This window comes from Frankia sp. CcI49 (genome assembly GCF_001983215.1).
GTDB classification, from domain to species: domain Bacteria; phylum Actinomycetota; class Actinomycetes; order Frankiales; family Frankiaceae; genus Parafrankia; species Parafrankia irregularis.
Genome location: NZ_MOWP01000031.1, coordinates 63,721 through 86,245 on the forward strand (window position 1 = coordinate 63,721; position 22,525 = coordinate 86,245).

The following is a 22,525-nucleotide window of genomic DNA, read 5'->3' on the forward strand; positions in this document are numbered from 1 at the left end:
ACCTGTGACCTTCGCCGACTTCGGTGACTTCGGTGACCCGGATGCGTGGACCAGGCCGAGGGGGAGCAGAACGACCGTCTGACCGACCGATCGACGGGAGCTGGAACATGTGCGGGCTGAGCGGTGAGCTGAGGTTCGACGGCCGCGGGGCGGACGTCGCCGCGGTGGGGCGGATGACCGCCGCGATGGTCGCGCGCGGCCCGGACGGGGTCGGCACCTGGTCGGCGGGCCCGGTGGCCTTCGGTCACCGCCGACTGAAGATCATCGATCTTTCCGAGCGGGGCGCCCAGCCCATGGTCGACACCGCGCTCGGGCTCACGGCGGTGTTCAACGGCTGCATCTACAACTACCAGGAGCTGCGCGACCGGCTGGTCGACGCCGGGTACGGCTTCTTCTCCACCTCCGACACGGAGGTGATCCTCAAGGCCTACCACCACTGGGGCGCCCGCTGCGTCGACCACTTCGCCGGCATGTTCGCCTTCGCCGTCTACGAGCGCGACACCGGCCGGCTGGTCCTCGCCCGCGACCGGCTCGGGATCAAACCGCTCTACGTGACGCGGGACGCGCGCCGACTGCGGTTCGCCTCCAGCCTGCCGGCCCTGCTCGCCGGCGGCGAGGTGTCCTCCGACATCGACCTGGTCGCCTTCCACCACTACCTGTCGTTCCACGCCGTGGTGCCGCCGCCGCACACCATCCTCACGGACGTCCGCAAGCTCCCGCAGGCCACCATCCGGATCGTCGAGGCGGACGGCACCACTCGCGACGAGGTGTACTGGCGCCCCGACTTCACCCGCCGCCCGGAGCACGCCGCCTGGACGGCGCGGGACTGGCAGGACGCGATCGGTGAACGGCTGCGCATCGCCGTGCGCCGGCGCATGGTCGCGGATGTGCCGGTCGGCGTGCTGCTCTCCGGCGGGCTCGACTCCAGTCTCATCGTCGCTCTGCTCGCCGAGGCCGGACAGCGTGACCTGGCCACGTTCAGCGTCGGTTTCGAGGACGTCGGTGGCGAGTCCGGGGACGAGTTCCACTATTCGGACATCATCGCCCGCCGATTCGGCACCGACCATCACCAGATCCGGGTGCCCGGCAGCGGGCTGCTGCCGGCGATCGACGCGGCCGTCACCGCGATGAGTGAGCCGATGGTCAGCCACGACTGCGTCGCGTTCTACCTGCTCTCCCAGGAGGTGGCCCGGCACGTCAAGGTCGTGCAGTCCGGGCAGGGCGCGGACGAGGTGTTCGCCGGCTACGCCTGGTACCCGCCACTGGCCGCGGTACCGCGTGGCGACGCCGTGGACGCCTATCTGAGAGTCTTCGCCGACCGCCCACACGCCGATCTGCCGGAGATGGTCGAGGCGCACCATCTCATCGAGGCCGACGCGAGCCGCCACCTCGTCGCCGAACGGTTCGCCGAGCCGGGTGCGGAGACGTCCGTCGATGCCGCGCTGCGCCTCGACTCCACGGTGATGCTGGTCGACGACCCGGTGAAGCGGGTCGACAACATGACCATGGCCGCCGGTCTGGAGGCCCGCACCCCATTCCTCGACCACGAGCTGGTGGAGCTGGCCGCGGCCTGCCCGCCCGAGCTGAAGCTCGCCTCCGGCGGCAAGGGCGTGCTCAAGGACCTCAGCCGACCGTTGATGCCGGTGGACGTCATCGACCGTCCGAAGGGATACTTCCCGGTCCCGGCCATCCGCCATCTCGACGGCCCGTTCCTGGAGCGGGTGGYCGACGCGCTGACGGACCCGGCCGCACGGGCCCGTGGGCTGTTCCGCAAGGACTGGATCGAGACGATGCTCGCCGAGCCGAACTCGAACCGCACAACGTTGGGAGCCAACGCGCTCTGGCAGGCCGCCCTGCTGGAGATGTGGTTGCAGACACAGGGGGTGTGAATGCTCCGTCCGGTCGAGTCGGTCTCCACCGGCATTCCGCTTCAACCCGCCGCACCGCGGTCGGAGCAGGACGCAGTGGACGTCGCGCAGCACGCGGCGGAGGTCACTCAGCTCGCGGTTGGTGCTGGGCGACAAACGGCGGGCCCCGGGCAGGCCACGGCAGGCGCCGAGACCGACCTTCCCTGGCAGCGGCCCGGCTGCGGCCCACGTGACCTGGTCGACGAATGGGCCGCGCCGCCGAGCGTGCGCGGGGCGTCGCCCGGCCCGGACGGTGCCCTTGCCTTCGTCGGCGACCGCACCGGGATCCCCGCACTGTGGATCCGCGAGAGGGACGGCACCGAACGGGCCGTCGACACCGGCCCCGGCCAGGTGCGGTCCGTGTTGTGGTCTCCTGACGGAACGTGGATCGCCCTGGTCGTAGCGCCAGGCGGCGGGGAACGCACCGAGGTCCACGTGGTCCGGCCCGACGGCACAGGCCTGTGCCATCTGGCCGGCGGGCATGCGGCGGGCACCGCGGAACCGTCGGCGGCGACCGCGGTCCGGTGGGTTGCGGGCGGCCGGCTTCTGCTGATCACCGAATCCGTCCGATCCGGCCTCACCCATGCTCTCGCCGTCGATCTGTCGGGCCATCGTCGTCACCTCGCGGTCGGACTGGCCCTGCAGGTCTGCGCCGTGCACGAGGAAGCGCAAGGTCCGGGTGACGCTGACGGCCGGTTGTCGTTGCTGCTGCGGGAGGGCCCGCGTGGAGCTCGGCGGATCCTGCTGAGCCGGGTCGCGGTCCCCGACTTCGCGGTCGCTGCCCCAGCAGTGGCCGCGACCGCACCGGTGTCCGAGCAGCCGGAGCCGGCTACCGAGGTGCTGCTGCCCGCCACCGAGGTGCTGCTGCCCTCGGCCGCGGTGGCGGCCCGCTTCGTGGTTCCCGGTGGCACCGCCACCACCGTCGCCGGCACGTTCACCGCCGACGGTTCCAGCGTGCTGCTCGCCAGCGACCTGGGGCGGGAGCGGGCGGGCCTGCTGGAGGTCATCCCGCGCCCCGACGGCACCCCTGGCTCGGTGCGGCTGCTGATCGGGCGCGACGACGCCGACCTGGAACGCTTCATCCTGGTCGACCCGACCACGGCCGTGCTGAGCTGGAACGTCGGCGGACGCAGCGAGCTGGTGCTGTTCGACCTCGCGAACGACGTGACCCGAACCCTGCCGTCGCCTCCGAGAGAGGTGGTCACCCGCCTTCTGAGCAGCCCCGATGGATCCACGCTGATCCTGGGACTCGCGGGGTCCACCACCCCCGGTGAGGTGTGGACGCTGGATCTGGCACAGGCGGGAGTAGCGGAGCAGGGCCAAGGCCTGGCTCCGGGTGATACCCACGCGGCGGAGGGGCCCGCCTACCGATGTCTGGTCTCCCACACACCGACGGCTTACCCCACGGTTGAGCTCGCGTCGGTTGAGCCCGCCTCCGTCGACGGTGTGCTGGACCGGTCGGCGTTGGCGGCCGAGTCCGTCGGCTACCGGCTGGTCCGCCCGATCTCCCACCGCTTCGGTGCCCACGACGGGCTGGAACTGAGCGGCTGGTGGTATCGCCCGCCTGTCGGCCCGGGCCCGGTGCCGACGCTGCTGTACTTCCACGGTGGCCCGGAGGCGCAGGAACGCCCTGTGCTGAACCCGCTGTTCCACGCGCTGCTCGCACGGGGCATCGCCGTCTTCGCACCGAACGTGCGGGGCTCGACCGGGTTCGGCCGGTCCTTCGAGGAGGCCGACCACCTGGAGCGGCGGTTCGCCGGAATCGCCGACGTCGCCAGCGCCGTCACCTATCTGGTGGATGAGGGCCTGGCGGCCCCGGGCCGGATCGGGGTGGCGGGCCGCTCCTACGGCGGCTACCTGACGCTGGCCGCGCTCGTCGGGTTTCCCGAGCTGTTCGCCGTGGGCGTCGACGTGTGCGGCATGGTGGACCTGGAGACCTTCTATCAGCACACCGAGCCGTGGATCGCCGCACCTGCCGTCACCAAGTACGGGGATCCGGTTGCCGATCGTGATCTCCTGCGGGCGCTCTCGCCATTGCACCGGATGGACGCACTCGCGGCTCCGCTCATGGTCGTGCACGGCGACCACGACACCAATGTCCCGGTGTTCGAGGCCGAGCAGACTGTCGCCGCCGCGCGGGCCCGCGGGGTGCCGTGTGAGTACCTGCTCTTTTCGGGAGAGGGGCACGAGGTCTCCGAGCGGGGTAACAGGCTCGCCTTCGTTCGCGCCGTGGTGGAGTTCGTGGCAGCCCACCTGGTGACCGCGGATGTGCCGGAGACCCTCGGCGAGGCGGTCTGAGGCGCGCGGTCGCGGCTACCCGGGCCTCCACCGGGGGTGTGTCCGGGCTTCTCCCGCCTCGTGGGGGAGCCCGTCCACACATCGCGCGATGGAGCTGTAACAATGAGTAATGTGAAGATAGAGGAGCTGGAGGCCGAACGTACCTGGCTCGCGTTCGATCCCATGAGGCAGCTGCGGCCTCACCTGACTTCGGCCGGTTTCGTCCGGCTGGTGAACGAGGAACAGCGGCCGCAGGGGTACCGGCTGGTGGGCTCGTGGGACGGTGAGTCGGGCCGCGTCGTCGCGGCCGCCGGGTTCCGGGAGAGCAGTTCCCTGGCCTATGGCAGGCATCTGCTCGTGGATGACCTGACGACGATGCCGAACATGCGTGGGCGCGGTCATGCCACCCGGCTGCTCGCCTGGGTCGAACGCGAGGCGCGCCGCCTGGGCTGCGCGCAGATCCACCTCGACGCCGGCACCCACCGCCATGACGCGCATCGGCTCTTCCTCCGTACCGGCTTCACGATCCCGTCCTTCCACTTCGCCCGCCGTCTTTGAGCGGTGTGAGGCGGGATGGGATCCTTCGAGATCGCTGGGGTCTGCCCTGCTCGTCGGCCGAGCCCTCTCGTGGGGGACGCGGTCCCCGTGGCCCTTCCTCAACGCCAGGTCAGCGACCCGGCCGGCGAGCCCGTCGTAGTTCGCCGTGCCCGAGTACGCCACCCGGCTGCTGGCCGCAGGCGCCCGTGGGACCGGCTACCTGCTCAAGAACGGGTCCTGCATCCCGACCATCTCAGCCGGACGCTGCACCGGCTGGCCGCCGGCGGCACGGTGATCGACCCGGACGTCGTGGGTGAGCTCGTCGGCTCGGTACACCGGGTCGATCCGCTGGACCGGCGGACAACCGGCGGGTCCTGGCGGTCCTTGCCTGTCTCCAGCGGCGCTGAACCCGCCGGCCCTGTCGTTGTCCGCCTGCAGCTGCTGTCCGCCTGCAGCTGCAGGCCGCTGGTAGCTGCTGTCCACCGCCGCCGGTTGCTGGTGCCCGCTTGCGGTTGTTGCCTGCTTGCGGCGCGCCAGCCTTCGACGCCGCGCGCCGTGGCTGTGGCGGGCCGGTCGGGATCGCCGCCGGTTGAGATCCAGCCGCCGGTCGAGATGTCGAGATCCGGCCGCTGGTCCGGATTCAGCCGCGGTTCTAGAACCAGCCGCGGCGGGCGCCGAGGGCCTGCAGCTGCTGGTGCAGCGCGCCGGCCATGGCGTGGCGGTCGGTGTCGTGGTGGCCGACCCGGAAGCGGCTGAGCTGGTCGCCGCCGGAGTGCAGCAGCCCACCGCGGCGGTCGGCCTCCAGCACGACGTCCATGCCCGCGCCGTCGACGAGGAAGGTGACCTCCAGTTCCTTGATCCGGTTGGCGTACTCCCCGGACGGCTTCAGCTCGATCTCCTGGTAGAAGGGCAGGTCCGAGCCGTGCACGTGGCCTTTCTCGACGTCGGCGGAGTGGAAGTGGAAGCCGAGGTCGCCGAGCGCGGCGAGCACCGTCTCCTGCACCGGCAGCGGATGCACGGCCACCGGGTCGAGGTCACCCGGGTCGAGTGCGCCGGGGATCGACAGCGTGGTGYGCACGCCGATCTTCATGCCGTGCAGATGCCAGCCGGCGACGTCGGTGATGGGTGTCTGCCAGGGCACCGGCAGCTCGAAGCGGCCGGACTGCTTCTCGCCGGGCCGGATCACGAACCCGCCGCCGATCTGCTGGGTGCCGAAGGTGACCTGCTCGTGCCAGGTGGAGTCCTCGGTCTCGACCTCGACGGTCGCCTCCAGCGCGACGAGCACCCGTTCGATCTCCTGGTCGACCGAGCCACCGGTGATCGTGGTCAGCCCGGTCACCACCGCACCGGGCAGTGCGTCCGGACGATCCAGCACCGTCTCCACCTCGGCGGCGCCGACACCGAGCCGCGACATGAACCGCTTCATTCCCATGGCTGTTCCGTCCCCTTGTCACTGGATGGGTTGTCACTGGATGTGTTCTCCGGTGGAACGCAGGCGGGTGCGTCCCATGCCATCACATAGCTGTAGCAGGTACGCGGCGCCTGATCGCGCCAGGTCATGGACCAGACACCCCGGGCTGGCCGGGAATCCATACGCCTGACGAGAAATCATCTCGACACGGTGAGACACGGTGCGACACGGTGCGACGGGGTGCGACGGGGTGCGACACGTCGTGTGTCGAATCGTCCGTGGGCGTCGGGATGTGGGCGCGTGGAGTCAGTGAACTACGCCGCCGATGGCTCGACATGGTGGATTTCTCGACCCACCTGGAGGACGGTGAGCCTATGGGGCGAGCAACAACGCGACGTCGGGTCATGCGGGTGACTCTGGGGACGGAGCCGACGTCGCGACCCGACACCATCGTCGGGGAGGAACCGCTGGAGATCCGGGTGGGCGGGCACCCGCTGGCCGTCACGATGCGGACGCCCGGCGACGACATGGATCTCGCGATGGGCTTCCTGCTCGGTGAGGGCCTGATCGCGACCGCCGCCGACATCGCGGGCATGCGCTACTGCGCCGGCAGCGAGGGTTCCGTCGACGACGAGGGGCGCCTCACCTACAACGTGCTGGATGTGACACTCGCGCCGGGCGTGCCCGAGCCCGATGTGGACCTGCGGCGCAACTTCTACACCACCAGTTCGTGCGGGGTGTGCGGGCGGGCGAGCATCGACGCGGTCCGCCTGCGCGGGCGCTACGAGATCGGCGCCGACCCGGTGCGGATCACCGCCGAGGTCCTGGTCGACCTGCCGGGACGTCTGCGCCGTGCGCAGCGACTGTTCGCCGCGACGGGCGGGCTGCACGCCGCGGCCCTGGCGGACGTCGACGGTGAGGTCCTGGTGGTGCGTGAGGATGTCGGGAGGCACAACGCGGTCGACAAGGTCGTCGGCTGGGCGGCCCGGGCGGGCCGGGTGCCGCTGCGGGGCCATGTGCTGCTGGTGAGCGGCCGGGCGTCCTTCGAACTGGTGCAGAAGGCGCTGCTCGCCGGCATCCCGGTGCTGGCGGCCGTGTCGGCGCCGTCCGCGCTCGCGGTGGACCTGGCGGAGGAGTGCGGGATGACTCTCGCCGGCTTCGTCCGCGGATCGTCGATGAACCTGTACACGGGTGCGCACCGGGTGATCCTGCCCGCGGTGGCCGCCGCCCGCTAGCCCGCTCGCCAGCCCGCCCGGAAGTTGGAAAACCGTCGTGCGATGGGATTATGGGCGGGCGATGACAGGCTGGCCGGCGGTGGCCGGTCGGCCCGCCGGAACCACCCGATAACATCTCCAACCGTGACCTGCATCGTCGGTGTGGAGCACGACGGACGGGTCGTGATCGGGGGAGACAGTGCTGGCGTCGCCGGCTGGTCGATCACGGTCCGTGCGGACACGAAGGTCTTTCGTAACGGCGAGTTCATCATGGGGTTCACGGATTCGTTCCGGATGGGCCAGCTGCTGCGTTACAGCCTCGTTCCGCCCGTTCCTCACACCTGGGACCTTGACCGCTTCATGGCCACCGAGTTCGTCTCGGTCGTCCGGGACTGCCTGAGGGAGGGGGGCTACGCGCGCAACGACGCCGGCAACGAGTCGGGCGGCCAGTTCCTGGTCGGTATCCGGGGTCAGCTCTACCGGATCGATTCCGACTACCAGATTGGCCGGACCGTCGACAACTACGATGCCGCCGGCTGCGGCGAGGAGTATGCGCGCGGGTCGCTGCACAGCACCATCGGCGAGGAGCCGGAGGAGCGGGTCCGCAAGGCGCTGGAAGCGGCGGCGCACCATTCCACCGGTGTCTGCCCGCCTTTCCACATCATCTCCGACGACGGCACCCATCGCGACGGCGGCGACATCGACGACCGCACGACCTTCTGAGCCTGCGCGGGCGAGATACCGCAGGAGCGCGTCCCGTCCGCGTCCGAGCACCGGTGCCCGGACGCGGACGGCGCCATCGCACGTCCGGCAGCGAGCCGCACCCCTGCCGTGGCAGGAGTTCTGTGACCCCTCGTGAATTCCGCTCTTGGCGGGTATCGTCGCGGAATACGGCACTACGCTTCGCTCTGCGGAACACCTGGGAGCTGGAACGTGCCAAGCAGAAGTATGCATGCTGGTCGCCGCAGCCGTCTGTCTGACGACCGCACTGCGGCCCTCTGCTGCTTCTGGGCGAGATCCCCGAGCCATGCGGAGCTTCCCACGCCTGTTACGCGGGCAGCCCCTCGTTCCGCTGACCTGACAACTTTGACGCTGCGCTCCCCGCCGAGCCACGTCGAGGTTCTCCCTGGTCGACCAACGGTCACCTGCGGCCGTTTGAAGCGGCGATCGGTGTTGCAGCTCGAGGCCGCCAGCGCTGTCGATGAGCCCGATCCCCTGATCCCACGGGGAAGCCGCGGAGTCGATCGGAGCACGACGAACTGTCACGATGAGATGACCTGGATGCGGGCCGGCGAGAACGCGGCGATCAGACGACAACCATCGACGTCGCCTGATCGAAGGCCCTGCCAGCCGCCTCAGTCCYGGAACGACGAAGCGAGCGTTCGACTATTTTGTAAGCCGAGTATCCGGGGGGCTCAAAAGTGACGGCAGATCCGCAGCGGACCCGGCGTCTGTTGCAGCTGTACGCGTACTCTCTCGCGTGTTTGCTTACTATTGCGTTGGGTGCAGTTCTCGTCTATCTCGACAGCAGTCTCAACCTGCAGCAGGTATCGTCGTCGATCGGACTCAGCCTGATCGCCTCGGTCATCTTCGCGGTCATCTTCGCCATGTTGAGCAACCGGATACAGGAGCGTGCCGCCGCGGAAAGTATCGAGGAGGGAATGAAGGCTGCATCCTTTGAGCTGCGGCAGGATCTGGTGCGGACGAACACCCTCTTCCTTCCATCGGGCTCGTACCCTCCCCTCGACCCGGGGGCCTCTTTTGGAGACCGGTACAACAGCGACATGATGGGTAGCCTGGAGGGGTCCTCCTACTACGCGTTTCGAGGCCCCGCAGGGCGTTATATCGCAGCGAGGCTGAAAAGCGCGCGAAGTTTTCCCCAGGAAGTCCGCGTATCGATACTCAGCCCCGGTGACCACGTCCTGATAGCGCGCCGTGCTGCTGACCGGCAGTCCTGGGTCCGCTACCGCTCGATGACCCAGGCACAGCTTGAGGACCAACTGCGGACCGAACTCATCCTGACCATCGTATCGTTATTTGACTATCGCAGGTTCTGCCCCGTCGACCTGGTGTACACCGAGGACACGGCGGTGTACCGGTACGAGATCTTCGATGACGCCGTGTTCGTGTCGTGGTTCCACGGCCCGAATTCCAGGGGCAAGGAGATGCCGGAGTCATTCCGCTTCGGCGCGTCGTCCTTCATGTATCTCACGCTGCGGCTCGATATTGCTCGAAGATTCCAACTCGCCAACAACAAGATTCGCTTCGACTCGACTCATGACGATCAGTTTCTTGTCGATCACCTAAGCGATCTCACCGGGCGTCCGGTGTCAACGGACGACGTGGAACGGTGGAGGGCTGAGTACGTCTCCCACACGGCTGGGTTCACCACCTACCTGGACGGGTTGCGGGGGCGGTCCGGTCGATGACCATCGGCTGGCGCAATCGGCCATCGGGTCGGGTGGGGTGGGACCAGGTGCCGTCTGATCGAAACCCGCTCGCCCGGCAATGTCACCGAGGATAACGTTGCACTACTGAGAGTATGGGTCAGGTTCTCGGCGGGTGCGCCAGGTTCCCATTGTCCGGGAAGATGTCTCCCGCTTAAGCAGCGAGCCGACGACGGCGCAGGTGTGCCATCTTTTCGAGAACCTTGGTCCTGATCTAACGGCTGACTTCGGGGATGCCGACATCGATGATATAGTCGCTCGGGCGCTCCACGACAGGAATCCATATGAATAGTCTCGTCAGTGACATCTGCCAAGCTTTTGATGCGAGTGATAGTGACGCGTTGCGTTGTCGTGCGGCGAACTTTCTGGAGTGCCTACTCGACGGGTCGGCCGAATACCGTCCGTCGAGGCATCCGCTCGGTTTTGTATGTATCTCGCTGCTCCGTGACAACCATTCGGGCCTCTGTCTCCACCTCTGGCCGGAGGTGCCGGACGGAAAGAAGGTGTCGACGGTTCATTCCCACAGCTGGGACCTTCGTAGCTTCGTGTTGACCGGCTCGCTGGTCAACCGGGTGCATCGAATCGACCGAATCGACCGAATCGACCGAGGCGCCGAGGCGCTGCAGCGCGTCTTCGAGGTAGCAAGCGACGGGCTGTCGGATGTTGTCACACAGACCGTGGACTTTGTGACCGAGTGCGTTGTCGAGGAACGGCGTGTCGATGGGGGCACCTTCTACCTGCTGCCGGCCGGGGTTTTCCACACCTCCGAACCGTGCGGGCCGTCGGTCGCCGCGACCGTGGTGTCCGGCCACCGCCGCGGTGATTTCAAGGACTGCTTCCTCGGCCCTGCTGACATGGCGCCGGGAATACTGCGTCGGTCTCCATGCGATGCCACCGAGGTGATGCGCGTCGTTCATGCCTCGCTGAGCGCTGGCACGTATTAGCCCTTCGGAACGTGATCCCGAGGGGTCGCGGCCTGGCGGACGCCGCGGCCGTGCGCCAGCTGCCCGGACCGCGCTGCATGGGCCCGTCCGCCGATGGCGGTCGGCCGCCGGGCCGGCAAATAGCCAGCTGCGCGGGCCGAGATGGCACCGGTCCCAGGGCCGCGGCTGGCTCGGGAACCTGGGTGGGTCAGCTCCGGTTGCCGACTCGCTCGGCCGCCATCGCCGCCCACGAGGTGGGGCCGGTGAGCGGTGAGAAGTTCTCTGCCGCGGAGGTCAGCGCGTCGTACTCGCCGTCGGCCAGCGTGATCTCCGCCGCCGCCGCGTTGCTCTCCAGCTGGGCGACGCTGGACGCACCCGGGATCGCGACGACGTTCGGGTGGTGAACAGCCCAGGCCAGGGCGATCTGGGCGACGGTCGCGTCGTGCCCGGACGCCACCTCGCGCAGGACGTCGAGCAGCGGCGTGAGACGAGCCAGGTTCTCGGTGAGGAACAGCGGGTTAGCCTTGCGCACCGCCCCGCGCGGGCGGTTCGTGACGTCGTAGCGCCCGGAGAGCAGCCCCTGCGCCAGCGGGCTGTAGGCGATGATCAGACGGCCCTCGCGGCGCGCGAACGGGATCAGATCGCGTTCGGGCTGGCGGCGGACCAGGCTGTACTGGACCTGGTTGGACAGCACCCGGCTGCCCAGCGCGGTCTCCGCGGCGCGCCAGCGCTCCAGGGAGTAGTTGCTGACGCCGACCTCGTCCACGACGCCGACCTGGCGCAGCGAGGCCATCCCGCGCATGGTCGTGCCGTCCCGGATGACGGGGTTGGGCTGGTGCACCTGATACAGGTCGATCGTGCGCACGCCGAGGCGGTTCGCGCTGGCGATGGCGCGCTGTTCGACCACCGGAGCCACCGGGAGCACCGGGAAGATCTTGGTGGCGACGAACGCCTCCTCCGGCCGCACCGCGGTGGACGTCTCCCAGCCCAGCGCCGCGGCCTCGGCGAGCGCGTCGCCGAGGATGCGCTCGCTTCGGCCGAAGGCATACATCTCGGCCGTGTCGAACAGCGTCACGCCGAGCTCGAGGGCACGCCGGACGATCAGCACCGCGTCCGTCTGCGCGTAGGACGAGCCGTAGCCCCATTCGCGCGAGCCGAACTGCCACGTGCCCAGCCCGATCTTGGAGATCTTCTTCGTTGTGGAGACGACATCCACATAGCGCATGGCAACCAGTCAACGCCACCGGCGCGCCGAGGGCGAGGGGAGCCGGGAACATCGGCGGATCCTGCGGTGGCCCGTCCCATATGTTGCCGGGCCGGCGTGCGCCTGCCGGGCCGGCGTACGGCGTGGGCGATGTCCGGGGTCTGACAGGACCGGGCAGGATGCTGGTCCTGCCACCGGCGGCCCGGGCTGCTAGTTTCCCGGACAGTCCGGTTAGTGCGGCTCGTGCCGCGGTGGGCCGGTACGCCGATGGGAGGGAGCGCGGTGGTAACGCAGTTCAGTCGAGGGCAGAAGTCCCAGCTGTCGGCGATCACCGCTGGCACCGATCTGTACATCGGGATCCAGATCAACGCGCCGGGTGAATGGGACGTGTCCTGCTTCGGCCTGGACGCTGCCGACCGGCTTTCTGACGACCGCTACTTCATCTTCTTCAACCAGCCGAAGTCGCCCGAGTCCTCGATCCAGCTGCTCGGCGCGCAGTCCGGTGACACCCAGTCGTTCCGGATCACACTGGACCAGGTCCCGGCGGCCGTCCACAAGCTGGCCTTCTGCGCCGCGCTCGACGGAGCGGGCAGCGCCGCCCAGATCACCTCCGGCTACCTGCGGATCGTCGCCGGTGGTACCGAGGTGCTGCGCTACTCCTTCACCGGCGCGGACTTCTCGGACGAGCGCGCGATCATGATCGGCGATGTCTACCGCAAGGGAGTCTGGCGCGTCGCCGCGGTCGGCCAGGGCTTCCGCGGGGGCCTCGCGGAGCTGATCCGCAGCTACGGCGGCGAGGTGGAGGACGAGCCGGCGGCGCCCCCGCCGGGTGCTCCGTCCTTCGCGCCGCCGCCCGGCGCGGGCCCCGGCGGCGCCCCCGGGTTCGGCGCGCCGCCCGCCCCCGTCTCGCAGACCAAGCCGGCTCCCGCGCCCGCCTACAACGCGCCCCCGCCGCCCTCGGCTCCCGTTCCGGGTCACGGGCAGCCGCAACCGGCCTACAACCAGGGCTACGGGCAGTCGCAACCGCAGCCACAGCCTGCGTACGGCCAGGCCGGCGGCGCCCACCAGGGGTACGCCCAGCCGCCCGCGGCGCCGCCCGCCCCACCAGGGATGCCCGGCGGCCCCGGCCACGGCCACGGCGCTCCCGGTCCGGGGATGCCCGGCCAGCAGATGCCAGGCCAGCAGATGCCCGGAGGGCACGGTGGCCCCGGCGGGCCGGGTGGGTTCGGTGGTCCCGTGCCGGGAGGCTACGGAGCCGGCCCGGGCGGCCAGCCGCACCCGCCGGCCGGGTTCCCCGGGCCGGTGCCCTACCTGCCGTCCCAGGCCCAGCCCATCCAGCCGGGCGCCATGAACAGCCTCAACCCGTACCGCGAGGTGCCGACGGCGGGCCGTTGGACGCAGCAGAACGGCAAGCTGGTCAAGGTGACCCTCGGGCCGGACGCGCTCGCCCTGCGCGGCTCGATGGTCGCCTACCAGGGCAACGTCGAGTTCGACTACAAGAGCGGGGGCCTGCGCGGCCTGATCGAGGAGAAGCTCACCGGGCAGGGGCTCAAGCTCATGACCTGCCGGGGCAACGGTGAGGTCTTCCTCGCGCGGGATGCCGCGGACCTGCATATCGTCGATCTCGGTAACTCGTCGCTGTGCATCAACTCGAAGAACCTGCTGGCCATGGACGCCACCGTGCGCTCCGAGGTCCGCCGGATCGAGAGCCCCGGCATCCCGGGTGGCGGTTTCTTCCACTTCGAGGTCTCCGGGCCGGGCTCGGTGGTCGTGATGACCAAGGGCACACCGATGACCCTGAACGTCGCCGGGCCGACGTTCGCGGACATGAACGCGCTGGTGGCCTGGACGTCCGGCATGCGGGTGAGCGTGTCGACCCAGGTGCGCGTCTCCCGCACGATCTACGCGGGGGCCAGCGGGGAGTCGTTCGCGCTGCAGTTCATGGGGTTCGCGGGTCACTTCGTCGTCGTCCAGCCCTACGAGGTCTGACATGCGTCCGACGTCTGACATGCGTGCGAGGTCTGACATGAGTCGCGTGGCGTGGCCCGACGGCCCGGGGCGTGGACGGGCAGTGGGCGGACGGGCAGAGGGGAGCGTGCCGTGCAGGGCAGCCTGATGGACCACTACGGTCCGACGCCGGTCATGGATCGGATGAGCAAGCACGGATCCAAGATCGCCAAGGTGGTCATGATGCCGGGCCAGGACCTCTTCGCGAGGGTCGGCTCCATGATCGCCTACGAGGGCCTCATCGACTTCAACCCGCAGCCGCCGCAGCTCGGCCGGATCGCGTCGTCCTGGGCGACCGGCGAGGGCGTGCCGCTGATGACCGCCACCGGCCAGGGCCTGCTCTACCTGGCCGACTACGGCAAGGAGGTCATCGTCGTCCAGCTCGCCGGCGAGGGCCTGTCGATCAACGGCAAGAACATCCTGGCCTTCGACGCCGGCCTGCAGTGGGGCATCGAACGGGTCAAGGGCGTCAACATGCTCTCGGGCATGGGGATGTTCAACGTCGTCGTGCGCGGCCACGGCTGGGTGGCGCTGACGGCCAAGGGCAACCCGATCATGCTGGACACCCGGGAGGCGGCCACCTTCGTCGACACCGACGCGCTCGTCGCCTACACCGACGGCCTGCGGGTGGAGCCACGGCGCACCGCCCGCCTCGGTGGGCTGATCGGGCGTGGCTCGGGCGAGGCGTTCCAGCTGGGCTTCTCCGGTCAGGGGTTCGTCGTGGTGCAACCGAGCGAGGACGAGCGCCCGAGTTTCTCGGTGCGGGGCTGACCGTCGGCGTGGGTGAGAGGATCTGATCATGACGCACGGCGGGATGTACGGCGGTCACCCGGGCGGTAACCCCGGTGGGATGCCAGGGGGGATGCCCGGCGGCTACCCGCCCGGCCCGGGTGTGCCCGGTGGCTACCCGCCCGGGGGCATGCCGCCTGGCGGCATGCCCCCGGGGGGAATGCCACCCGGCGGGATGCCGCCAGGCGCGGGTGGTCCCGGCGGGCCGGGTGGTGGCATCCGCAGCAGCCTGCTCGACAACCCCGAGGTCAACAGCAACGAGCGGTTCACGCTGCAGAACGGCAAGATGCTCAAGGCGACCCTCGGCGCCCAGGGCATGCGTGGGTTCTACGCCCGGCGTGGCGCCATGGTCGCCTACCAGGGTGCGGCGACCTTCGACGCCCACTGGGAGGGCTGGGGCTCGCGGTTCCGCAGCTTCTTCAGCGGCGGCGAGGGCCTGAACCTGATGAAGGTCGCCGGCTCCGGCACGGTCTACCTCGCCAACCAGGCGCAGGACATCCATATCCTCGATCTCGCCGGCGACGGGCTGACCGTGGACGGCAAGAACGTGCTCGCCTTCGACAAGGCGCTGAACTGGGACCTCGTCCGAATCGACAGCCAGGTCGGGATCGCCGGTGTCGGCAACTACCAGGTCGACCTGCGCGGCGACGGCCAGGTGGTCGTGTGCACCACCGGGGCCCCGCTGGTGATGCGGGTGACCTCGCAGAACTACTACTTCGCGGACGCGGACGCCGTGGTCGGCTGGTCGTCGAGCCTGCAGGTCTCGATGCAGGCAGCGGTCACCTCCAGCGCGGCCTGGAAGCCGCGGGGCAACACCGGGGAGAGCTGGCAGCTGCAGTTCAGCGGCGAGGGCTACGTGATCGTCCAGCCGTGTGAGCTGCTCCCGCCCTATGACGCGCTGGCCGGTTCGGGCCTCGCCGGGCAGTTCGGTCTCGGTCAGGGCGGGTTCGCCGGCAACCAGCTGGGCGGTCACGGAGGCGGCCACGGCGGGGGTCACGGAGGCGGCTTCGGTGGCCTCGGCGGCTTCGGCGGCGGTCCGGGTGGGTTCGGCGGCCTGTTCGGCGGCAACCCGGGCCGGCACTAGCCAGCCAGGTCCCTGGCCCTTTCGGGTGGGCGGCCCGGGGGAGAGACGATCCACCCGGCCTGTCGGGTGCCCGCGGGCTGTGCGGGACGGCCGCGGCGTGGGCTGACGCCCCTCCAGCGCCGTCCGTTCCGGGTGGGCACTCTGGTGCCCACCCGTGGCGGGGTGTCCGCCCGTGGCTGCGGCTGAGCCCGCATCCGTCCTCCGGACGTCGTCACGCTGCCGGCTCCGGAGCAGCCCGTAGTCGACCGGCTCGGCCGGGACGTCCTACCGGGCCGGGACGTGTCCAGCCACGGCGTCCCGGCCCAGGTCCGGCAACGATTCCATCGATCATCTGCCGGTGACCATGTCTGCGGCCGGAACTGCGCGAGTTCCCGGCCTCTGCCCCGGAGCGACCGGCCCGGTTGATCACCGGCAGGTTCCGGATCCACATCGCCGGAAAGAAATCATCCCGGTGTGTGCACCGTTTTCCTCTTGCCCGATCTGAGGTATTGGTGAGGCTGATTGCAGCCACGCTGGTTCGGTGACCTGGGCTGCATTCCACGGGGAGGCAGGTAGTGTTCCCCCCGCGTCAACACCTCGTAAATTTCCATCGCGTCGGAAGGGCTCTTTGAAATGACTCAGCAGGAGCAGCAGCAGCAGCGTCAGCAGATCGAGCGGCAGCTGCGCCAGAACTGGCGGCAGCTTCGCTACCGGCTGCTCGACCAGTTCGGTCAGGTCAGCACCTCTGACGTTGATTCGGCGACGGGCATCAACGACCTCATCGCCCGGATCGCCGACAAGACCCACCACAGCGAGCGGTATGTCGAGAACCGGCTGCGGGAGCTCGTCGGCGTAGGCGCCCAGGGCGGACAGTCCGGTGAGCGCTTCGGTGGGGACCAGGGCCAGGAGGGTCAGCGCTTCGGCGACCAGTAACAACCCTGCTTACAACCGGCCAGGTGCGGAGGGGAGTTCATGGGCGGGAACTCTGCCTCCCCGCCTCTCCCCACGTGCCTGGCCGGCACACCCGCCAGGAGACCCGATCATTCGGTCGCCGCTGTGAGCAGCGACCGAAACTCCAGAAGGTCATCCATAAGCGACGTGTTCTGCACGGTCCGTGGCATCTGACGAAGCTCCGCCAATATCGCGTCGGTCTCCGCCACTGTCGGGATGCCGTCGACAGAGGCCGTCAGCGACACGATATCAACCACGAGATCACCACCGTGAGGGGTCAAGGGAACGGATGTCCGGCTGGATGTCCGGATGCCTCACTGTTGCATGAAATGATGTATGCGGTGTTACGTGGTGAGTGCTCGCCGGTTACGGGTGCCGGTTCTCGCCCGCGTGATGCGGGATGACTGCCCTCGTCTGGTGCGAGAGATCGCCAGGGAGCGCGAGTCGTGATCGCTCCTGGCGAGAGAACGGATACGGTCGGCCTGCTGATCAAACCGGGAGCGTGTACCGGCGATCTGTTTCGGCGTGAAATGGCAGGCGCGGCATATGTTGATCCGGCCGGTGGGCCGGGTCTGGGCCGTGGAGGATCTCGGTCGGTTGGCGGATGTCAGGGCAGCTGGCTGCCGGCCCTCGGCAGCGTGGGGGTTCGGGCGAGCAGGACGACCCCGGCGGTGATCAGTGTGGCGCCGAGCGTGACGCCCGCCAGCTGCCCGGCGGTGCTCGGTACGGGAACGCCGTAGAGCAGAACCGCCAGCACATAGGAGATCACCGGGTTGGTGATGTTCATCGCCGTGATCGTCGGTGCGAGCGGCCCGCTCGCATAGGCGGCCTGCCCGAGCAGCAGGCTGCTCGCCGTCGCCGCGGCGAGCGCGTAGCCCTCCCAGCTGATCGCCGTATGCAGGATGCCGTCGGTGAGGAGCAGTTCCGTGGTCTCCTTCATCAGCACCGCGGTCAGGGCGTAGAACAGCCCCGCCGCGACGCCGAACAGGCCCGCGCGGGCGGCCGGCGGCCGGCCGAGTGAGATCACGACCAGCAGGCCGGCCAGTGCCACCGTCGCCGCGATCGCCGCGACCAGGCGCGTCTCGTCGATGCCGCCCGAGGCGGGCAGGTCGCCCCGCGCCGACAGCAGCGCGGCCAGGCCACCGCAGATGCCCGCCGCACCCCACCAGGCACTCGGGGACATCCGCCGCCCGGTGCCGATCAGGCCGAGGGGAAGCGCGAACAGCAGCTGGCAGACCATCAGCGGCTGTACCTCGGCGACCGACCCCAGGTGCAGCGCCGCCGCCTGGACGCAGAAGCCGCTGATGTTCGCCAGCCAGCCCAGCACCCACAGCCTGTCCCGGACGAGCTCGGCCAGCAGCCCGATGCCGGGCACGGCGTGCGCGCTGTCGGCGCGGGTCGCGAAGCTGCTGCGGCCGGCGGCGCGTTGCTGCAGCGCGGCCGACGAGGCGAGCAGGAACGCGGCGAGAAGAGCGACGGGGACGACAGCGGGCATGGTCACCCACCCAGGATGGCAACCGGACAGGCAAGATCACGTGATCGGAATTGTCACAGACGGACAGGTGGGTGTCGCGGCCGGTTCAGGCTGATCGGGCCAGTGGCCGCCCGGGAGGTGGCGACGTCCGGGTGCGGCCGGTCAGTCCCGGCGACGTCAGCTCCGGCGCTGTCGGCTCCGGTGATGTCAGCTCGGCCAGCGCTGCCCGCAGCGCCGTGCCGAAGAGCACCGGGTCGAGCCGGGCGGGATCGACTGTCGCGGCGACGCAGTAGCGGTCGTTCCAGCCGAGCGCACCCACCGAGAGCGGTACCTGCGCGGCGAGCGGGACGATCGGGAAGACGTCCCGCAACGGGCACCCGAGCAGCTCCAACGGCCGTGGCGCCCCGCGCATGTTCGACACGATCGCGGTGAAGAACCGTGCGCGGTAGACCGAGCGGGCCGCCGCCCGGTGCAGCGGAGCCGGCAGCGCCCCCATGAGACGCAGGGCCGCGGCGCTCGCCGGCAGGCGTCCCGACGCCCTTCGGCCCCGCGCGCGGCGGGTGATCTGCTCGGCGCGCCGGTCCGGCGGCATCGGCCCGAGTGGCACGTCAAGGCGCAGTGCCGCGGTCAGATTGCCGGGGCCGCGGGGAACGCCGTGCTGATCCGAACCGGGCATGCGCATGGTCACGGGGACGGCTGCGCGCAGCACCTGTCCGGACGGCTCCTCGCCGGCCGCCGCCACGGCCGCCGTGGCAGCGGATCCGACCGCGGCCAACAGCAGATCGGTCACCGTCACCTCGAGTCGGTGGGCACAGGACCGAACCGCGGGAAGCGACCAGGAGGTCGTGAGGTAGGCGCGTGACCTGCCGAGCGGACCGGACAGCGTCATCGGCGGCGCGGCACCGTCACGGGCGAGGCTCACCAGCCCACTCACGACAGTGGCTGGTCGGGTGACGGGTGTGCGCGCGACCCGGGCCAGCCGTCGGGCCCGCCCCGGTCCCGGGGCCGGCCCGCCCGGGCTGGTGGTGACGCTGTCGGCCGGCGGGTGCAGGTTGGTCGGGGAGCGCAGGTTGGTCGGGCCGTGCAGGTTGGCTGGCAGGTGCGGGTCGGTCGGAGCATGCAGGTCGGTCGGAGCATGCAGGTCGGGCGGCGGGTGCAGGTCCTGCGGGCGGTGCGGGTCCGGTGGGGAGGGCAGGTCCAGGAGGTGGCGCAGCAGCGCCACGACGCCGAGTCCGTCCGCCACCGCATGGTGGACGATGACCACGACCGCCACCCGGTGCGCGCCCAGGCCGCGGACCAGCCAGATCCGCCAGGGCGGGCGGTCCGGGTCGAGCGGCGTCACGCTCAGCCTGGCGACCAGGCCGTCGAGGGCGGCCTGCCCCCCGGGTGCGGGCAGGTGCGTCTCGCGGACATGCCAGGACAGATCGATGTCGCCGTCGCTCGCCCAGCGGTGGTGACGCAGCCGGCCCGCCGGCACCACCCGCCGGGTGAGGCGGGACATCGCCGACAGCCGTGCCGCCACGTGCCGCCGCAGTGCGTCCAGGGTCGGTGGTGCTCCGAGGGAGGTGTCGAGCACCGCCACCCCGCCGACGTACTGGGGGTTGGTGGCGGTCTGCACATGGAGGAACAGTTCGTCGGCCGCGGCCACCCGCCGGGTGCCGCTCGCGGTGGCCCGCCGGCCCATCCCGCCGGCGACCGGCGCGGCGACCGCCACGGCCGCGCCACCCGCGACCAGGTCGAGCACGTAGTGGTTCGCCGTCGCGAGGACCACCAGCATCGTCACGCCCAGATGGGCCGCGCCGAACGCCCGGCCGGCCGGGCCGACCCGCCGCGCGCGCATCGAGGCCACCACCATCCACACCGCCCAGGCCACGTGCAGGCTCGGCATCGCCGCGAACTGGTTCGCCCCCGCCGACACCGGCCCACCTCCCCACGACAGCGGCGGATGGTGGATCGCGACGATGTCGACGAATCGCTCCCCGGGCAGCAGCCGTGGGGGAGTGGTCGGCCACAGCGCGAAGCAGGCGACGCCGAGCAGGGTCGTGACCGCCAGGCTGTCACGGGCCCAGCGGTACGTCGGGTCGGCTCGCGCCCACAACACGCCGAGCAGGCCGAAGGTCGTGATGATGTAGGTGGTGGCGTACTCCCAGGCCGCCAGGATCTCCAGCGCCGTGTGTCCGCGCAGCGCGTTGTTGAGCGGCTCCGTCGCGGCGAGGTGCAGCCAGCGTTCCGCGGCGAGCAGGTCCGCTCCTCGCGCGTCCGCGGCGGACCGGGAGACCACCAGGCCGTGCGCCACACCCAGGTAGACGCCGAAGATCGCCAGCCCGATCGCGATCTGACACACCGCGTCGACGCCCCGCCCGGCGAAGCGGGCCTGCCCGGACGGGTGTTCGTGCTTGGTCGGATGTCCGTGCTCGGTCGGGTGTTCGTGCCGTCGCCGTCGCGGCGCCCGCTCCACGGCTGGTTCCGGACGTTGCGGCGACGGCCACGGCCCGCCCGCGGGCGAGGCGGTGACGTGTGCGCGGTCCGGTGTGCTCAGCGCTCGACGGCTCATATCACGTCCCCCTGCCACGCACAGTGCCCCGAATCGGCACTGGTCACGCCAGGTGTGTGCAGACCTTCGATCCAGTGAGCGGCGGAGCCGGTCGGCCCAGCCCTCCTACGCCGACCCGGCAGCGCCCGTCAGTCGAGGGCGGCGAGCTCGGCGAGCCAGCGGTCGGCGAGCTCGGCGTGGCGCGGCACGCTGGCGCTGGCCGTGAACGCGGCGCACACGTGCGCGTCGAGACCGAACAGTGCCACCGACAGGTGCTGCCGGCCGACGAACAGCGGGGGCATACCGATCAGCATGCGGACCTGTCGCCCCGCGATCACGTACGGGCCGCGCATCGTTCCGGTGTTGCTCGCGACCAGAGCGACCTCGTGCGCGCGTGATCCGGAGGCGGCGACCCCGGCGAGCATGCGAGGGGAGGCGTTCGGCGGCACCCGGTCCAGAATCCGCCGCTCGATCGTGCCCATCCGCCCGCCTGCCTTGATCCGCCGGGTCTGCGCGGCGACCCGGGCCAGCCGGCGGCGCGGGTCGGGTTCCGCGCAGGGCAGCGGTATCCGTACCCCGAACGTGAAGTTCGAGAGGATCTCCTGCTCGGCCGGGGTGCGCAGGCTGATCGGCATCACCGCGTGGACGGGACGCCCGTACCGGGTCCATTCCGTTCGTGACCAGGTGCGCAGGGCACCGGCGACGGCCGCGAGATAGACGTCGTTCACGGTCGCGGAGTTGCGGCGCGCGATGCGGCGCAGTCTGTCGAGCTCGGCGATCGCCCAGGTGTGCCGGGCCCCGCCGTGGGGCGGGCCGCCCCAGGAGGTGAGCTGCCGGGTACGGGGGATGCCGCGGAGCAGCCCGGACGCCATCCGGGCGTAGTCGCGTCGGGTGGGGGCGCCGAAGGTGGGCAGGTTCCGCAGCGCCGGTTCGCGGTCGAGCCCGAACAGCAGGTGCAGTGCCTGGTGCAGGGCGGCGCCGTCCTGGTGGATGTGGCTGAAGCGGTAGACGACCTCGACCCCGTCGGGACGGTGCCCGCGCAGCAGCCAGATCCGCCAGAGCGGGCGGTTGAGGTCGAGGGGCCGGGCGGCGATGCGGTCCATCGCCTCCCGCAGGCCGTCCTGCCCGCTGCCGGAGGGCAGTTCCTCGACGCTGACGTGATACCCGAGGCTGGGCTCGTGGTCGAGCTGCCAGCCGACACCGGCCGCCGATCGCCCGGTCGGTGGGGACAGCCGTTCGGTGAGGGCCGGAGCCTCGGCCAGCCGCGTCGCCACGTGCGCGCGCAGTTCGTGGACGGTCAGCGTCGGGTCGTCGACGCACAGCACGACCCCGGCCTCGAGCCGCTCCCCGGGGTTGAGCCGACTGAAATGCAGGAACGCACGATCACCGCTGGTCAGGGGGCGCAGCGGGGGTCTGGTCAGCGGGGGTCTGGTCGCCGGCGAGGTTCGCGGGACGCCGTCGACGAATGTCTGAGTCATGAGCAGCTCCGATCGGCGTCATGCCGCGAACCTCGACGGATGACCGGGTCGACGCCGGTTCCGAGTGGTCCGTCCAGCCTGGCGGGTCAGCGTATACGCACCCGAACAGGAACACCCGCGGAAAACAACCGGCAAACCGCCCGAAAGTGCCGAACCGACCAGGCATCCCGGGCGGTCGAATGGTCGGCCCGCGGGCCAGAACCCTCGTCGGGCGGCCGGTGGCCGGTCAGAACCCGGTACGGGTGTGTGCGGCCCACACCGGGTCGGGCTGTGTGGTGACGACGTCCGCGTCGGATGTGGGGCGGATCGC

17 protein-coding genes are annotated in these 22,525 nt (G+C 70.3%); 11 read left to right on the forward strand and 6 right to left on the reverse strand.

Features of this window, described 5'->3' with window-relative positions:
* The first annotated feature begins 107 nt into the window (after window positions 1-107).
* The 3 genes from CcI49_RS27525 to CcI49_RS27535 all read left to right on the forward strand — a co-directional run bounded on the left by CcI49_RS27525 (window position 108) and on the right by CcI49_RS27535 (window position 4,742).
* Entirely contained in the window at window positions 108-1,889 is a 1,782-nt protein-coding gene (locus tag CcI49_RS27525; protein WP_076830783.1) for an N-acetylglutaminylglutamine amidotransferase, read from the forward strand.
* Complete coding sequence (locus CcI49_RS27530) at window positions 1,890-4,205, forward strand: prolyl oligopeptidase family serine peptidase (protein ID WP_076830786.1); 2,316 nt, start codon at window positions 1,890-1,892, stop codon at window positions 4,203-4,205.
* Window positions 4,206-4,307: 102 nt separating this feature from the next.
* Complete coding sequence (locus tag CcI49_RS27535) at window positions 4,308-4,742, forward strand: GNAT family N-acetyltransferase (RefSeq protein ID WP_006539289.1); 435 nt, start codon at window positions 4,308-4,310, stop codon at window positions 4,740-4,742.
* A gap of 631 nt (window positions 4,743-5,373) precedes the next feature.
* Here CcI49_RS27535 and CcI49_RS27540 read toward each other — a convergent pair.
* Window positions 5,374-6,153, reverse strand: a complete 780-nt coding sequence (locus CcI49_RS27540; protein ID WP_076830789.1) for a sporulation protein — start codon at window positions 6,151-6,153, stop codon at window positions 5,374-5,376.
* A gap of 353 nt (window positions 6,154-6,506) precedes the next feature.
* Here CcI49_RS27540 and fdhD point away from each other — a divergent pair, with 353 nt between their 5' ends.
* From fdhD to CcI49_RS27560, 4 genes are all read left to right on the forward strand, one after another.
* Entirely contained in the window at window positions 6,507-7,367 is an 861-nt protein-coding gene (gene fdhD / locus CcI49_RS27545; protein WP_076831141.1) for a formate dehydrogenase accessory sulfurtransferase FdhD, read from the forward strand.
* Between the two features lie 123 nt (window positions 7,368-7,490).
* Window positions 7,491-8,069 carry a hypothetical protein gene (locus CcI49_RS27550; protein ID WP_054567080.1) on the forward strand — a complete coding sequence of 193 codons (579 nt, stop codon included), beginning with the start codon at window positions 7,491-7,493 and terminating at the stop codon, window positions 8,067-8,069.
* A gap of 698 nt (window positions 8,070-8,767) precedes the next feature.
* Window positions 8,768-9,775 (forward strand): hypothetical protein, encoded by a 1,008-nt coding sequence (locus CcI49_RS27555; RefSeq protein WP_158230817.1) that lies wholly within the window; start codon window positions 8,768-8,770, stop codon window positions 9,773-9,775.
* A 302-nt stretch (window positions 9,776-10,077) separates the two neighbouring features.
* The gene (locus CcI49_RS27560; protein ID WP_131831199.1) at window positions 10,078-10,737 is read left to right on the forward strand and encodes a hypothetical protein; all 660 of its coding nucleotides are present in this window, start codon (window positions 10,078-10,080) and stop codon (window positions 10,735-10,737) included.
* Between the two features lie 187 nt (window positions 10,738-10,924).
* Here the strand turns inward: CcI49_RS27560 and CcI49_RS27565 are convergent, their stop codons facing one another.
* Complete coding sequence (locus CcI49_RS27565) at window positions 10,925-11,941, reverse strand: aldo/keto reductase (RefSeq protein ID WP_076830798.1); 1,017 nt, start codon at window positions 11,939-11,941, stop codon at window positions 10,925-10,927.
* Between the two features lie 261 nt (window positions 11,942-12,202).
* On the opposite strand from CcI49_RS27565, the gene CcI49_RS27570 reads away from it, so the two are divergent.
* The 4 genes from CcI49_RS27570 (at window position 12,203) to CcI49_RS27585 (ending at window position 16,712) form a co-directional block, all read left to right on the forward strand.
* Window positions 12,203-13,909 carry a TerD family protein gene (locus CcI49_RS27570; protein WP_054567300.1) on the forward strand — a complete coding sequence of 569 codons (1,707 nt, stop codon included), beginning with the start codon at window positions 12,203-12,205 and terminating at the stop codon, window positions 13,907-13,909.
* Window positions 13,910-14,020: 111 nt separating this feature from the next.
* Window positions 14,021-14,698, forward strand: a complete 678-nt coding sequence (locus tag CcI49_RS27575; protein WP_054567084.1) for an AIM24 family protein — start codon at window positions 14,021-14,023, stop codon at window positions 14,696-14,698.
* Window positions 14,699-14,726: 28 nt separating this feature from the next.
* The gene (locus CcI49_RS27580; protein ID WP_076830802.1) at window positions 14,727-15,800 is read left to right on the forward strand and encodes an AIM24 family protein; all 1,074 of its coding nucleotides are present in this window, start codon (window positions 14,727-14,729) and stop codon (window positions 15,798-15,800) included.
* 612 nt (window positions 15,801-16,412) lie between these two features.
* Window positions 16,413-16,712 (forward strand): hypothetical protein, encoded by a 300-nt coding sequence (locus tag CcI49_RS27585; protein WP_054567085.1) that lies wholly within the window; start codon window positions 16,413-16,415, stop codon window positions 16,710-16,712.
* Window positions 16,713-16,819: 107 nt separating this feature from the next.
* Here the strand turns inward: CcI49_RS27585 and CcI49_RS42700 are convergent, their stop codons facing one another.
* From CcI49_RS42700 to CcI49_RS27600, 4 genes are all read right to left on the reverse strand, one after another.
* Complete coding sequence (locus CcI49_RS42700; RefSeq protein WP_165615419.1) at window positions 16,820-16,987, reverse strand: hypothetical protein; 168 nt, start codon at window positions 16,985-16,987, stop codon at window positions 16,820-16,822.
* A gap of 350 nt (window positions 16,988-17,337) precedes the next feature.
* Window positions 17,338-18,225 (reverse strand): DMT family transporter, encoded by an 888-nt coding sequence (locus CcI49_RS27590; protein WP_054567302.1) that lies wholly within the window; start codon window positions 18,223-18,225, stop codon window positions 17,338-17,340.
* Between the two features lie 85 nt (window positions 18,226-18,310).
* A complete protein-coding gene (locus CcI49_RS27595) occupies window positions 18,311-20,758 on the reverse strand; it encodes a wax ester/triacylglycerol synthase domain-containing protein (RefSeq protein ID WP_116437516.1) in 2,448 nt (815 codons plus the stop codon).
* A 128-nt stretch (window positions 20,759-20,886) separates the two neighbouring features.
* Complete coding sequence (locus CcI49_RS27600) at window positions 20,887-22,215, reverse strand: wax ester/triacylglycerol synthase domain-containing protein (protein WP_076830809.1); 1,329 nt, start codon at window positions 22,213-22,215, stop codon at window positions 20,887-20,889.
* Window positions 22,216-22,525: the final 310 nt, after the last annotated feature.